This window comes from Marinilabilia sp. (genome assembly GCF_016278715.1).
Classification (GTDB): Bacteria; Bacteroidota; Bacteroidia; order Bacteroidales; family Marinilabiliaceae; genus Marinilabilia.
Map to the genome: position 1 here is coordinate 35,664 of NZ_JADQBH010000079.1, position 15,814 is coordinate 51,477.

Genomic DNA, 15,814 nt, shown 5'->3' on the forward strand with positions numbered 1-15,814 from the left:
ATGCCGTGATGAAAAAGCTTCTTTTTATAATAATACTTGTTTTGAGTACATTTGATGTAGTTGTTTCTCAATCAATAACTGAAGTTAATGATGAACATTTTTCTTATAGTGTTTATTATGAAAATAATTACTGGTGTAATGAAAATGGCTTTTCTTCTACTTCGGATTGTGCATTGTATGATGATAATTTACTTGAATTACGTAACCCTAGCATCTTTTATGGAGCCACTCAAGGAGAAATTTTTCTCTATTTTGAAAAAAAGGAAGATTTTGATTTTGATGATTTAAGCCATATTGACATATTTATTAACCTACCTGAAGGATTTAGGTTTGATGCTGATATTGTTCCGGATTATGAGAATACTTACTTGAAGTCATCATCTTCGACAATAGGAGATGCGCATCCAATGCATCCTCGCTCATTTGATAGAAAGACAGGACATCTAGTGTTGGAACCACCTGGATCTGTATATTCTGGAGATGATGGTATTTACACAATACATTTATATGGATTTAAAGAAGACATTTTTCGTAATTTATTAGAAATTTCAACAGATCCTGATGATTGGGTTTTAAATGTTGATGTGAGTATTCAATATACATTGAAAAACGGAGAGGTTTATGATCATAATAATGTCCCAAAAGTAAATGAGTCTTTTCAGGTTGTAGCTGATGATTATACACTAGATTGCACTATAGATGGCATTCACTATCGACTTCAACTAATCGGAAACCGTTCGGCCACAGTTATTGGACTTCCACAAGGAGAAAAGTATTCAGGAAATATTACTGTTCCTGCAAATGTGGACTTTGGAGGTCGAATTTTTGATGTAACGAAAATTGGAGAGTATGCCTTTTCTAATTGTCCCAATTTATCTGAGGTTGTATTGCCTGAGGGGCTATTAGGATTAGAGAATTATTCTTTTAAATCTGGCACCCCTATTTCTTGTGTGTCTCTACCTAATTCGCTGAAATATATTAATGAGGATGTTTTTCGGAATAGCCCTGTCAAATCCTTATTATTAGGACGTTCATTAGAAAGGATTGGTCGGTTTTCTATTTTTCCAAATTATAGCCCCAATCCCCCTCGGACAGAAGTAATTGTACTTGCTCCAATTCCGCCAGATGCTTCTTTTTTAGGGTATTCTGGTTCTGTTCCTATTTACGTTCCTGATGATAGTTTTGAGGCTTATCGGATCGATAGCGATTGGCGCTTAACTAATTTAAAAAAGCTATCAAATTACATTATTCCTGAATCATTATCAAATGATGCTTATGTAGGTGAATTGTTCGAGTATACATTCACCACCAATGCCGAAAGTTGTGTAAATATAAGTATTCCAGATTTGCCTGAATGGCTAAAATATTATGAGGACGAAGATGGGCAGCATCGCTTGGCGGGAACAGCACCAAATGCTCCGGAATCCTATTCGTTTGATATATTAGCCTGCATGCAGGGAACTTGCTTTTCGTCTCACACTGTGGAGTTTGAAGTTTTAGCTGCCACCGGTTGCACCGGCAACCAACTCATCGATAACATTCATTACCAGTTAAACGACGACAACACCGCCACAGTAATAGCTCTGCCCAATGATGAAATGTATAGTGGCCATGTGGTAATACCGCCAACAGTTGTGTGTGGGGGGCAGGAATACAGGGTAACCGAGGTAGGCGCATATTCCTTTGATGGTTGCACAGACTTATTGTCCGTATCATTTCCTGAAACGCTTTTTGCAATAGGTACTAATGCCTTTAGGATTTGTACAAATTTAACAACCTTAACTTTGCCAGAGTCTTTAGAAATCATTGGCGATGAGGCTTTTGTTCATTGTGTTAGGCTTGGTGGTTCATTATCTATCCCTGATAAAGTAACGACAATTGGTAGCAGGGCTTTTTTTAACTGTCACGGGTTCACGGGTTCATTAACAATAGGTGACGAAGTTATAACCATTGGTGATAGTGCTTTTGGAGGTTGTACTGGTTTTAAGGGATCTTTAGTTATTGGTAATTCAGTTACTGCTATTGGCAGTCAGGCTTTCTCAGGTTGCGGTGGCTTTAGCAACTCATTAACCATCCCTAATTCAGTTGTTACCATTGGTGATTATGCTTTTAACGTATGCGCTAATTTTTCAGGTTCATTACTTATCGGTAATTCAGTATCAACTATTGGTGATGGTGCTTTTAGTAATTGTCGAGGCTTAACAGGAGCATTGAATATTCCTGCTTCAGTTACATCTATTGGGACAGCTGCTTTTAGGGGGTGCATTGGATTGACTTGTGTTGCTATTCCGTCCTCTGTAGGAAGTTTAGGTGAAAATTCATTTACAAGCATGAGTAGTTTAAATGAATTGATCTTTTTATCATCAACACCTTCAAGTATTACGGGAACTGGGACATTGACAGAGGAGTCTAAACCCATTTATGTTCCCGATGCCAGTATGGGTGCCTACCAGACTGCCTGGGGCAGAAATTATAATTTACAGCCTTTTTCTAATATAATAAATGATTTATCTGTAGAGCAATTCGGCATAGGAGATGCGTTCAATTATGAATTCGGTTCTGTTGTAAATGGTTGTATGCAGTATAATGTTTCAGGACTTCCATCGTGGCTGCCAGCAGATGAGGCTTCCGGTATCATAGAGGGAACCCTTGAAGAACCCGGGGAATATGAGATTACAATTAGTGCCACGCAAGGTGGTCATCAGCTTGTATCCAAGACGATGCAGTTTGAAGTAATAGATAACACCGGTTGCACCGGCAACCAGCTCATCGATAACATTCATTACCAGTTAAACGACGACAATACCGCCACAGTAATCGCTTTACCCAATGATGAAATGTATAGTGGCCATGTGGTAATACCGCCAACTGTTGATTGTGGGGGGCAGGAATATAGGGTGACCACGATAGGCTCGCAATCTTTTGGCGATTATTTCCAATTTAATTCATCTTTATTGTCAGTCGATTTGCCCAATACAATAACTAAAATTGAACAATATGCATTTATAAAATGCAGGGAATTAATTGCCATTACACTCCCTGAATCGCTTATTCATATTTCTGAAATGGCATTTTACCAATGTTATGAGCTTACCGAAATTACCATTCCCTCTAATGTTGAAATTATTGAGCGTGGTGCCTTTGATGATTGTTCGAATTTAGAGTATGTGACATTTGATGGGAATAAAATTAAAGATCTTGATAAATGGACTTTTGGACAAACTTCTGTTTCCTGTTTTGTCCTTCCCAATTCAGTAGAAACAATGGATGGAGGCGCATTAAGATGGAGCCCTATTCAGACAGTTATTTTGGGAGAATCTCTTCAGGATATTTATTACTATGGCTTGTTTGATGATTATAATAATATACTGACTGAAATAATATTATTGGCTCCTACTCCGCCATCAGTTTCCGGCTTTGGATTTGCTGAAGATGTTCCCATATATGTGCCCGATGCCAGCTATGAGGCATATTCGATGGATGATGCATGGGGCCTAAGGGAGATACGTATGCTCTCAGCCTATTTTACCCCCAAAGCACTACCCGTTGATCCCTATGTAGGCGAATGGTTTGAGTATACATTCACCACCAATGCCGAAAGTTGTGTGAATATAAGTATTCCCGGTAAGCCCGGCTGGTTATCATACGAAGTCCACCCGTCCGTGAATGAGGATGGGGAACTGGAGCATACCTTGTCAGGAACAGCTCCCGACACCCCGGGCCCCTATTCGTTTGAGGTGCTTGCCAGCCTGCAGGGGACTCAATTTGCTTCTCATACAGTTGCGTTTGATGTGGTTCCTAATCCTTGCGTTGGTGAGGCACCTGTGGTAACCATTGTGCGTGAAAATGAAGGCACACTTATTTGTCCCGGAGAAAGCATTCGTCTGGAAGCTTATGAAGAGTCAGGGAATCTGGAGCACTATATTTATGAATGGTACGACTCGTCTAATACTTTATTAAAAGAGGGCAGCGAAAATTATCTGGTTGTAGATAATGTAAATAATTCAAAATTGGGTGCTTACAGGGTTCAATTGATCGATTCCGATACCAATTGTAGTGGGGTTAACTCATACACGTTAAGCTCCTCCCTGTTTTACAATATCCCCAATGTTTATATAGATGACTTGGGACCCACAACCTGCCGTAACTCCGCTGATGGTGAAGCCACCATTACTATTGCCGGCCCCGATGCAACGTATGATTATACCTTAAGTCTTAGCGGGCAGGAGGTAGAATCGGTAACCAATGCAGCGCCAAACGAAGAGATTGGGTTTAACACCCTTGGCGTAGGGACATATCTCCTCAGCGGAACTACCGCCAATGGCTGTGCTTTCAGACGCAACTTTACCATACAAAACGGGGGCCCCAGGTTCACGGATGTATGTACACAACTTCTACCCATCGATCTAATACCCGGTGAGCAAGTTTCCTCGGAAGTCTCTTTCACAGTTAATCGCGGGCGTTATATATCATCCCAATATGATTATAATATTATAATTAACAGTTCCGGGGAAAAAGTCTTTACACAGGATAAGTCCGAATCCTATGGCACTAATGCAGCAGCCTCATTTACTTATATTCATGGGGAGAATTACACCTTGCTGATATATGAAAACGGTGCGGAATGTGATGAATCATCTAAGCTGCTGAAATTTAAGAATTTAAGTCCGCGCTTAACCGCGCCAACAGAAGTGCATCGCTGCTTTGAGGGCCAAAACGTAACTATTAGCGGGCATGTCAGCCTTAATTTCAATAATTGCACAGACGCGAATCTTAGCCCCACCATTGAGTTGTTGCGCGAAGTAAACGGTGAATTTATTGAGCCGGTGGAAGTGAGCTATCAATTCGATAATAAGAATAACATTTCTATTTCGAGCAATTCTGAGAACCATCCTGCCGGTCGTTACCTTTTACGATTTGCCATTGATGATACCTATTATGGATCTATGCAACAGGAGAAAATCATTGAGGTAATAGAAAACGAGATGATTGATGTAACCGTCGAGGCATTCACGGTTACCTGCCCCGGAGGGAATGATGGCCGTTTGGAAGCCAGGGTAAGCGGTGGAGTACCCCCGTATAGGTATTATTGGTACGATGATGGCGGAGAGCTTGCCTCCACATCTTCGGTGGCTACCATGCTCTTGCCAGGGGATTATACCCTTAAATTAACCGACAGCCGCGATTGTGATATGGAAGAAGCCTTTGGCCCTTATACAGTAAACGATAAAGAACCCTGGGGCGACATCTCGGTTACTCTTCCTGATAGTTATAGCGATAATTGTTTCGTTGAAGCAGAAATTACTGGTGTTGAAGAAGGCATGACCTATACATTTGAATGGATACGAAGAAGCCCTTTAAAATTGGTTCAATTCGCGGACAACCTGTTATTCCAGGAGGAAAATTACACCTTGTTGTCAAAACGGGTCTGGACAGATAAAGTAAAAGTTCCGGCAGGTAGTAACAGCGCTGTTTCAATATCTGACGATTATTACGTTGAGCCCGGGCATGAATATTACCTTATCATACGTGATGAGAACGGCTGTAAGGTCAACTCATTGGATCAGGACACACCTCTGTTTTTCGATCATACCCCCGGCACCCCGTTTATGCTGGAACCTATTGAGGTAGAAAGAGAATACAACCTGGTATTTGCCTGGAAAACCCGCGTGCAGGAAGCAGAGGAAGAGCTGCCCCCTGCAATTGGGCAAACTACAGGACCCTCCATCGCCGCCTCATCGATGGCTCAGGATATGAAGGAGCAGGCACTGAAGTGTGCTGCCATAGCAGGCAAAGCCGCTGAGGCCACCTTTGAAGAGATCTGTCTTTCTACTGAGATGTTGAGTGATCAAATGACGTTGGAATACGAAAATGGCAGTTACCACTATACCTTATATTATTTCGATCGTGCCGGGAATCTCATTAAAACAGTTCCTCCCGAGGGTGTGAATTTATATACCGAAGGTGACAGCTGGGCAGGACACTCGATGGCAACCGAGTACCGTTACAACTCCCTGGGGCAACTCATTTGGCAAAACACCCCTGATGGCGGTCAAACACGATTCCTATACAATAATGCCGGGCAGTTAAGGTTTTCACAAAACGCTCAGCAGGCCATCGACAACACCTTCTCGTACACCAAGTACGACGAATTAGGACGCGTGCGTGAAACGGGGCAGGGAGACTTTGATCACACGGATATTCCGTATGGAAGTTGGATAGCCCTGATTAACGATGCCGACAATATTTTTGAAGCCGACATGGTAGCCTCCCTTGATGAGCGGTTTCCGCAGGCAACCATTGATGAGGCAGCACTCGGGCAGAAAACTGTTACCTGGTATGGTCAGAAAAGTGACATTTTTAATCAGGGACACCAACAGCGATATTTGCTTAACCGGGTAAGTCATACAGCCCATACCAATAGTAATGGCGAAACCATTACCACCTATTTCAGCTACGATCCGCATGGAAATGTGGAATGGATGGTACAAGATCTGCCTTTGCTTGGCAAAAGTATTATTGAATATGAGTATGACCTCATAAGCGGGAATGTGACACAAGTGGCATTTAATAAGGGGCGCCCCGACCAGTTTTTCCATCGCTATTTCTACGATGCAGACAACAGAATCACGGATGCTGAAACATCGGTGGATGGAGTTGTATGGGAAAGTGATGCCAGGTATAGCTATTACAAACACGGCCCGTTAAAAAGAATGGAACTGGGTGAAGATAACGTGCAGGGGCTTGACTATGTATATACCATACAGGGATGGCTAAAGGCCATCAATCATCCGTCACTGTCGCCATTTGTTGATATAGGTGGTGATGGCACTAATAGCACAGCAGGAAACGATGCATTTGGAATGATCCTTTCCTACTATGAGGGTGATTTTAAAAATGAACATTCAACTTTCGACCCGGAATCGCCCACCTATAGTGCAATTAATCCATCGGAAAAAAGGGATTTGTACAATGGTAACATTGCTGCATGGACACATTCCACAGCACAATCCCATCCATCCGGAGGTCTGTATAAAGGGGATGTAATGGGACAGCAATTTGTTTACGATAAATTAAACCGGATAAAAGAAAGCCGGTTTAACACTCTGATTACCGGGATCTGGCTGGCCGAAGATAATTTCAGCAGCAGTTATGAGTATGATGCCAATGGAAATATCACGCACCTGCACAGGACGGCCAACCAGGGCATTGCCTCCATGGATGACCTCGTATATCATTACCAGGACGGAAACAACAAACTCGACCATGTGAGGGATGTTGTACAAGATGGTTTGTTCCAGGACGATATAGATGACCAGCAACCTGGCAACTATGAATATGATGCCATTGGAAATCTTATCACTGATGAGGCAGAGAACATCGATTCTATTGAATGGACGGTGCAGGGAAAAGTGGCATCCATTTCGAAAAGCGACAACACCAACATCGCTTTCACCTATGATGCCCAGGGTAACCGAACATCCAAAACAGTAACCCTCCCCGGCGGCCTCGTCACCACCACCTATTACGTTCGCGATGCGCAAGGCAACGTCATGAGCGTGTACAAGGGAATGCAGGAATCGGCTACCGGTGGAGCCACAGGTCACGATCACGTCATCACCCTTTCGGAGCAGCCCATATATGGCAGCAGCAGAATAGGAATGCGACTGGGCAATGGTTTAGAAGTTAAGCGAATTAATTTCCCCCTCACCGGCGACCCGGAAGTAATTCGTGATGGTGACTATACTCTACTGGGAAATCTTATGAGTGCAACCATCAGCAACCAGGGGGCCTTTGTAACCGGCGCCAAAGCCTTACCGGGCATTTCGGCCTCACTGAAAGCACTTACAGCAGACACTTGGTCCCTTTCCCTTTTCACGGACAATGCCAACACCTATGGCAATTTGGAATACCAACTTCTGCAAGGCGACACCAACCCGGTATGGGAAGGCGAAGCCGCCCCAACCGGCACCTGGTCGCACACCCTCACAGCCGGCGCAGAAACTTCCGATTATCAATTGTCCATACGACAAAAATCCTCTATATTTGATCAACCCATTGCCCGCCACATCCATGGCAAGCAATACGAGCTTACCGACCACCTCGGAAACGTCCGGGCAGTGGTAAGCGCAGGATTGGAATACAACCCGGTAGGTAAGCATATCAACCCCCGTGTGATTGCCACCAATACCTACTACCCGTTTGGGATGCTTATTAGCAGTCTGTCGGGGAATAGTGAGGGGTATCGTTATGGGTTTAATGGCAAAGAAAAGGATGACCAGGGCGAATGGGGCATGACCGCCTATGATTATGGTTTTAGGATTTATAATCCGGGGTTGGGGCGGTTTTTGAGTGTTGATCCGCTGACTAAAGATTACCCTAGTTGGTCACCTTATCCGTTCGCAATGAATAGGGTTATAGATGGAATCGATTTAGATGGTTTAGAATTTGTGCAAAGGAGTTGTCTGAGGTTTGAATATGAACCAAAATTGGATATTCCGATTAAGGTGTCATTTAATATGAAAAATTTGCATGAGGAATATACCTCATTGTCTTTATCAATTCTTTTTTCCGGGCAAGAGATGAATTCAATTTCACCAAAAGCAATAGAGACAAAAACATTGAAAGACTGGGATATAAAATATCCTGCAAAAGGATATAAAGTAGAAAATGGAACACGCATTCCAACTTCTAATACTAAGTTTATAAGTTATAAATCAAATCGTTCGGCTCCAGCGCCTAAAATGTCATGGGAAATGGATAAAGGATTAGGCGGAGGAATGGGGGCTTTTGCACTGATAATTGGGGAAGCTCAAAAAAATATGAAATATAATGCAATACAAGAGGCTAAATTGTTAGATGCTAGAGAGTGGTCTGATGTTGAAAATACAGTTCAACTGCTGTTCAATGCAATGGAAATAGGGTTGATAGATGAGGTCTTCCTGATGTCAAAAGAAGGTGTTTCACTTTTTAATAGTGTTTTGTCACATGAAGAGAAGCGGTATAATCTCGAAAATGATAAGGTGTTTTATTATACACAGTTTTTATTTAAAAATAGAGATGCCATTATGAGAAAGGATAAAGATGCCATTGAGGGTAGTCATCCCAGTACAAGAATTAAAGATTTATAATATGAGAAAGCTAGTTTTGTTTTTGTTTGTAATTTTTCCTACTGCGATGTTTAGCCAGGAGGGTGGTGAGGATTTAAACTTATTTGATGAGAATTTAAAAGAAATTCCGGAAAGTGTATATCAAAAAAAAGATATTCAATTATTGGAGTTGTCTTTTAATGATTTAACTGAGATTCCTGATGAGATTGCAGAATTGTCATCTTTAAGGAATTTGAATGCTTCATACAATAAGATAAATAGATTAAGTCCTAAAATTGGTGAATTGAAGAATCTTGAGGGCTTAGAATTATGTAAAAATGAATTAAAAAACATTCCACTTGAATTAAGAAAACTAAAGAATTTGAAAGCAGTTGTCTTATGTAGTAATAAGTTAACGAAAGTTCCAGCGTTTATTGGTTATCTGTGTGAAATAGAGTATGTCTATTTACAAAACAATGAAATTAGAGAGTTTAATATAGATCTTTCAAAGCATAAAAGATTGTGGCATTTAGATATAAGTGGGAACGAATTGGACGAGTTTCCAATGACAATTTTGAATGCTTCAAGATTGGCATATCTGATTGTGGATGCAAATATTGTAAATGACAATATCCGTCAATTGGTTAAAGAAAAATTGCCTAATTGTGATTTGATTGAAAAATAATCGCCCGATAGATAGTATCAATTGCTGCCCCCGTCGGAGTGGATTTGCAATTAGAGGTGATCGAAAGATTTTTATTGTCAATTTCTAATTATCTATTACGTATCAACATAAAACTGCCTGAGTGCTGGTAACCTTCTGTTAATTAGGGTTTTAATTTAACTTTTGTCATGTTTTTTGTCAGATAACAATAAAATATGTTTACCGGACAAAAAGTTAACATTCAAAAAGTTTTAGGATTAATTCCTGACGAACTTTTAGCCAAATTTGCCAAGGACACAAAAGTCGATTATTGTGCTAAGGTCTTGTATGGACAAAGGATTTCTCCGTTCCGCGAGGCCTGTGACTTCGTCGTTTAAATCTCTGTAGTTTTCAACTACCAAATAAAAGCGATGCGTAGGAACTTGTCAGAATTCCCGCTTAAACAGTCAGGTAGAGTCTTCCTCCCGGCTGTATTTGAACCATTCGAAATCATTAAATTTATTAGAATTGCGGGTTGAAGAACCTCCCTTATAGAGAAGTTCGAGGTGTGCGGGAGGCTTACTGTTGGTATTTCCATTGAAACTGCCTCTTTGATTTCAAAATGGTAACAGCTTACCTAATTCCCCATCAATATTCAACGCCACCCTTATTTTTTGAGTTTAAGAATTAATAAAAACAATCCGCGAAAGATCCACAAAATAAGATAGATGCCAATGCTGATTACAAAAACGTATCCCATGTGAGTGTATAATTCGCTCCAGCTGGTGTTGTAAATGATTATTGAATAGGCGTTGAGTCCGGTGGCAGCGACCAAACAAAATAGCCATATAAAAAGCTCTCTTTTCAGTTTTCGTGGTGTAATGATTATGTCTCTCATCTAACTAAGATTATTTTTGCTTTAAGGTCATTTGTTTATGTGATTTCGATGGTTTCCTGATTATGTCAGTTGCTGGAATCTCCACTATTGACTAAAAACTACTGGCTAATTTACTTTCCACTAAATCCTGTATTTGTCTGCAAGTGTTACTTTTTCTCCTGATTCAATGGCAATTTCGCCCAAAAGCGTCCAGATACTGGCGTTATATCCTTCACGGAGTAGTGCTTCAGGGGCTTTCCCGGCTCTGATGAATTTGGCAAAACCTTCCAGTTGCAGAGCAGAATCAAAAAAGTCCGTATTTTCAATAATGGTTTCGCCATTGTATTTTATTGCGGTTTCGGGGACCCAACTGGCACCACCAATCATCACTTTTCCAAAAAAACCTGATTCCATATCGTTGAGCAACTGAAGTATGCCGGGCGCAGGAGGAGGCGTTTCAGTGTAGTAGCGGTTCATTTCAAATTCAATGGTGCCTTTATCTCCCATGATTTGTTCTTCCAAACCGTATTTTTTGTTGCTGGTCATGGAGTCATAGATAAACTGCGTGCCATCTTCGTAAGAATAGATGAGCGCTACGTTGTCGTTCACCTCACGGCCGTCTTTCCAGTACACAATGCTTCCTGTTCCGGTTACCGATACCGGAGTCTTTTGAAGGGCCCAGTTGGCCACCTGAATCTGGTGCGACATTAATTCAGTCAGTAATCCGGCTGAATATTCCTTATACAATCGCCAGTTGATGAAGCGCTCCATTTCGATGGTATTGTCAGGAACCGGGCGCCGCCAGTCGTTGTTTCTATGCCAGTAGGCGCGGATTTGCCCCAATTGTCCCAGGTCGCCATTGTGTATGCGTTGCATACCCTCCAGATATACCGGGTTGAAAAGCCGTTGGTGCCCGATTTGAAGAATCTTTCCGGTTGTTTTGTGGGCATCGTACATGGCTTTTGTAGTATCTAATGTGCGAGCCATAGATTTTTCGCAAAAAACGTGAATGTCTGCACGCATTGCATCAATTGCAATATGAGCATGCTGATGCAATGGAGTGGCAATTATTACGCCATCTGTTTTCTCTTTGTTTAACAAATCTTCGTAATTGCTGTAAAGAGTCGGTTTCAGATTATGCTCTTTGCACATGTTATCGGCCTCTTCGAGGTGGGGCGGATAAACATCACAAAGGGCCGCAATTTCCAGGTTGCTGCTTTTTGTTATTTCAAATAAAAGTCGCAAGAGTTGCCTGCCGCGGCTTCCTGTACCAATGACAGCCAGCCTCACCCTGTCTGACGGGTTTTTCCCTGCTGTAGATGGGTGGGCAAATGCATTGAGCCAGGGTGAAGCGGCAAGTGTTGCCACCGAACCTGTGAGTGCAATTTTTTTGATGAATTCTCTTCTGGATTGAAATTTATCTTGCATATATCTTTTAAGTTTTCGGCCTGATGTAATCAGTGTGTAATTATTATTTTGTGTTTAAAGAATATCACAATACTTCGTAAAACTTTTGGATAATTTGATTTTTAATTGCTAATACAAACGATGGTGCGATGCGAAACTCCCTCATAATGACGCCTCTGCCTCTTTGGGTTCATTTTTTTAACGGACAATAGTATCAAAAACAGCCCATCTTTTTACATTGAAATGACTGGTAATTTCCTGATGTTTCCCGGGGGGCGCAGCCACCAATGTGGTGGATAGTATTTCAGCCTCTGTCGCACTTTCACTCTGAACGCCTGTGGTGATTTTTTCTGATGACCTGCCGGATTTTGGATTCAATATGTGTGCTTTTTTTTCTGATCCCTGTTCGGCACAGCTTATCGATAGCGCATCGTTGGTTAGCGGCCATATTTTCTGGCCGATGTTTGGATCCTGAAAAGAAAATGGCCAGTAATCTCCGTGTGGATGATGTCCCCGGGTCAGGATGGAGCTGCCACCAAACGAGATGAAGGCATTTTTTATTTCCATTTCGTTTAGAACCGAAGATACTTCATCCAATGCCAGGCCTTTGCCGATTCCGCCAAAGTCGAGGGATACCTCATGATGGAGGAACCTGATTGAGCTTTTTGACTCGTTCATGGCAATTATTTCCTCCGGAAAATTGGATGCAAGAACCCCTGACGTGGAGTTTCCCGTTTCCCTTAATGCAGTATAAGCCTTTCCTGCAAAGATGTTGAAATAGCCTTGAGTTCGGTGAAAGTCCTTCACGCTTCTCTTTATTATTTCAAAAAGAACAGGGCTTACATTCAATTCCTCGGAATAGGCCGATTGATTGACCTGGAAAGTTTCAGAAGCTGGATCAAAGCGGTCCAGAACTTTTTGTAGATCTTTTATTCGCTTCATTATTTTGTCCGAAACAATTTCAGCCAACTCCCGGTCAATACCCCAAAGGACAAAGTCCAACAGGGTATTCATCAGGAATGCATTTTTGTGGTGTATGTTATAAGAATTTTGGTTCCCAGCCTTTTTCATAAGTTCTTTCCCACAATTTCATCGCTTTGTAGCTATTGGTGATGTGTCCGTTCTTTGGGTCGCAAATCAGCGACTCCCTCGTACGTGAGGAGATGTTGGCCAAATGTCCAAGTAGTGTGCTGGTGGCTCCCTCATTGATTGGGGAACGCAAATCTTCTTTGCCCCTGATGGCTTCGAAGAAATTCTGGGCATGCAGGGTTGACATATCGCCACCGCCTCCCAGTTGCGTGCCATCTTCACTGCTGCCTGATTGTTTTTCTCTGATGAGGCTGCCATTCCGGTCAAAGAGTTTGTATCCTCCCCGGTCAACCCACACACTGCCTTCTGTACCATAAATGATGGTTCCACGCCCGGCTCCATAGGTTTTGTGGGAATTTCGACTCTTGCCATCCCACTGAATAACTTTATTTCCGGGAAAACGGAATGTGGCATCCATGGTATCGTACATCGTCCAGCCATCATCGGGCCAGTGATATTTACCCGAGTTGACCATCACGGCCTCCGGAAAACTGACCTGTAAAGCCCATCGGGCCACGTCTAACTCATGTATGGCATTGTTGCCTGTTTCAGCTGTTCCATAGTCCCAGCCATACCAGTGCCAGTTATAGTCCCAGGTGTTGTGCTCATAAGCCTTCCGGGGTGCCGGGCCTTGCCACAATTCCCAGTTTAGTCCTTCCGGTGGAACTGCTTTGGTGGGATTGATTACCTGGCCGCGGTTGTTACTGTAGAAAGCTTTGGCCATGTAAACCTCCCCGATGACTCCGTTGTGGATTTCTTTAATGATTTCGTTGGTTTCTATAGAGGAGCGCTGCTGATTTCCCATTTGTATAACCTTTCCGTAGCGGTCGCGCGATTTAACCAGTAATTCTCCTTCATAAGGATTATGACTACAGGGTTTTTCCACATAAACATGTTTGCCGGCAGCATTTGCCAGCCAGGTTCCTGGTGCGTGCCAGTGATCGGGTGTGGCCAAAAATACGGCATCCACATCTTTGTCGTCTATTACTTTGAAGAAATCTTCTTCCAGCGTGGGGTTGTAATCCAATACTTCCGCAAACCTTCTGGCCGCGTTAGTCATTTGGCTTTGCATAACATCGCAAAGGTAAAGCAATCTAACATTGCTTTTTGGGGAAGCGATAGGGGGAATGTAGGCACCAAGTCGGCGGCCAAGGCCAATGATGGCCACATTCAGGCGATCGTTGGCGCCCATAATTCTCGCATAGCTTTTTGAGCTCATTCCCATGCCGGCAATAGTAAGTCCTGCCGCTCCTAAGGCCGATTTTTTGATGAATTCTCTTCTTGAGTTTTTATTTTTTTTCATGGTGCTGGTTTTATTTAGATGATGAGAATCGGTTTGAATAGAGATTCTTAGTATCAGCTAGTTTGCTAGGTGTGTCAGTAGTCCGAATTTCAACTAATTAGTACTGATTAATTACTGCTGACTTTAAACTGCTGACGAATCTCTTTTATCTTTATGTTCCTGAACTCCACCTCATCGCCATGATCCTGGAGCAGGATGTTTCCTTTTTCATATTCACCAAAGTTAGGCCACTTGCTGTATTTGCTGTAAGCTACCAGTGCACGCCACATCTGGGTGTTACGTTCGTATTCCACTACTTTGATGCCATTAAGGAAATGCTGAACTTTTTTACCATTTACCACAATCATCGCACGGTTCCAGTTGTCATAACCATTGACATATTTCTCTCGGGGTAAATGGGGATTATATTCATAACCGTTGGCTCTGATGAGATCATAAAGGGACGCCATGGTTCGATTGCCTTCGACTCCCAGTTTTGCATCGGGATGATGCTCGTCATCAAGAATCTGAAATTCGCAACCAATGGAAGAGCCTTCTCCTTTGTTTAGCTCAGTATCCACAAAATACTTGATGCCGCTGTTGGCCCCTTTTGTGATGCTGAAATCAACTATCAGGATAAAATCTGCGTATTGCTTTTGGGTGACTATGTCTCCACCATTGGTCGATTCATCGCCTCCTGAGGCGTGAACTTTCAGGATGCCATCATTGATGCTCCAACCCTTTTCGGGGAAATGATCGAGTTTGGCGCCCCGCCAGCCGCTGGTGGTTTCTCCATCCCACAAAAGTTTCCAGCCATCGGCTTTTTCGCGTTCTGTAAGCTGATTCTTCAGATAGCTTACTTCCGGAGCTTCCACGTTTCTGTATTTCCGGAAGTCACTTTCGGTGATTTCATTTAGTTGGATGTTTTTCCATCTTATTTTTTTGCCTTCCAGCTCTTTGTTATTGCCAATGGCATGCACCTGGAGAGCTATAAAACCGGTTTCAATTTCTTCTTCAACTAAATTAGATGCCGGAACGCCATTGACCCATGTCATGATATGATGACCGAAGGCCACCACTTTGAAGGTGTTCCACTCACCTTTTTTGAATGCATCTTTGGCAGCGGGGTTGTAGTCCAATGGATATCGCCAGCCTTTCCGGGCCTCATCATAGATACCACCGGTCCAGCCTCGCTTTGAGTCTTCGCACTCTACCTGCAATCCGTGCACCCGACCGTTGTTATAATCGTTTTTACTATGGCTGCGAATTTGAACACCTGAGTTCAATCCTTCATCCATTTTCATTTCATACTCAAGAATGAAATTGGTGTACTCTTTCTTGGTTGCCAGGAATGTGTTGGGAGATTTAATAACCGATGTACCAACAATCATCCCGTCTTCCACGTCGTAGGGGGCATTTCCGTTCAG

General features: G+C 42.5%; 7 protein-coding genes. 2 read left to right on the plus strand and 5 right to left on the minus strand.

Annotation, left to right across the window (positions count from 1 at the left end; all coding sequences use genetic code 11):
* Window positions 1-8 precede the first annotated feature (8 nt).
* Both QZZ43_RS05205 and QZZ43_RS05210 read left to right on the plus strand, forming a co-directional pair.
* Window positions 9-9,131 (plus strand): leucine-rich repeat protein, encoded by a 9,123-nt coding sequence (locus QZZ43_RS05205; protein WP_291856866.1) that lies wholly within the window; start codon window positions 9-11, stop codon window positions 9,129-9,131.
* A gap of 1 nt (window position 9,132) precedes the next feature.
* Complete coding sequence (locus QZZ43_RS05210) at window positions 9,133-9,774, plus strand: leucine-rich repeat domain-containing protein (RefSeq protein WP_291856867.1); 642 nt, start codon at window positions 9,133-9,135, stop codon at window positions 9,772-9,774.
* A 625-nt stretch (window positions 9,775-10,399) separates the two neighbouring features.
* Here the strand turns inward: QZZ43_RS05210 and QZZ43_RS05215 are convergent.
* The 5 genes from QZZ43_RS05215 to QZZ43_RS05235 all read right to left on the minus strand — a co-directional run.
* On the minus strand, window positions 10,400-10,630 hold the full coding sequence (locus QZZ43_RS05215) for a hypothetical protein (protein ID WP_291856868.1): 231 nt from the start codon (window positions 10,628-10,630) through the stop codon (window positions 10,400-10,402).
* A gap of 120 nt (window positions 10,631-10,750) precedes the next feature.
* Window positions 10,751-12,037 carry a Gfo/Idh/MocA family oxidoreductase gene (locus tag QZZ43_RS05220; protein ID WP_291856869.1) on the minus strand — a complete coding sequence of 429 codons (1,287 nt, stop codon included), beginning with the start codon at window positions 12,035-12,037 and terminating at the stop codon, window positions 10,751-10,753.
* A 177-nt stretch (window positions 12,038-12,214) separates the two neighbouring features.
* Entirely contained in the window at window positions 12,215-13,030 is an 816-nt protein-coding gene (locus QZZ43_RS05225) for an FAD:protein FMN transferase (protein ID WP_291856870.1), read from the minus strand.
* Window positions 13,031-13,055: 25 nt separating this feature from the next.
* Window positions 13,056-14,408, minus strand: a complete 1,353-nt coding sequence (locus QZZ43_RS05230; RefSeq protein WP_291856871.1) for a Gfo/Idh/MocA family oxidoreductase — start codon at window positions 14,406-14,408, stop codon at window positions 13,056-13,058.
* Between the two features lie 107 nt (window positions 14,409-14,515).
* A partial coding sequence (locus QZZ43_RS05235) for a DUF1080 domain-containing protein (protein WP_291856872.1) occupies window positions 14,516-15,814 on the minus strand: 1,299 nt, incomplete at its 5' end.

Excerpts from the sequence above, each read along its gene's own strand:
- QZZ43_RS05205 (WP_291856866.1), top strand. The coding sequence starts at position 9 with ATGAAAAAGCTTCTTTTTATAATAATACTTGTTTTGAGTACATTTGAT.
- QZZ43_RS05210 (WP_291856867.1), top strand. The coding sequence starts at position 9,133 with ATGAGAAAGCTAGTTTTGTTTTTGTTTGTAATTTTTCCTACTGCGATG.
- QZZ43_RS05215 (WP_291856868.1), bottom strand. The coding sequence starts at position 10,630 with ATGAGAGACATAATCATTACACCACGAAAACTGAAAAGAGAGCTTTTT.
- QZZ43_RS05220 (WP_291856869.1), bottom strand. The coding sequence starts at position 12,037 with ATGCAAGATAAATTTCAATCCAGAAGAGAATTCATCAAAAAAATTGCA.
- QZZ43_RS05225 (WP_291856870.1), bottom strand. The coding sequence starts at position 13,030 with ATGAATACCCTGTTGGACTTTGTCCTTTGGGGTATTGACCGGGAGTTG.
- QZZ43_RS05230 (WP_291856871.1), bottom strand. The coding sequence starts at position 14,408 with ATGAAAAAAAATAAAAACTCAAGAAGAGAATTCATCAAAAAATCGGCC.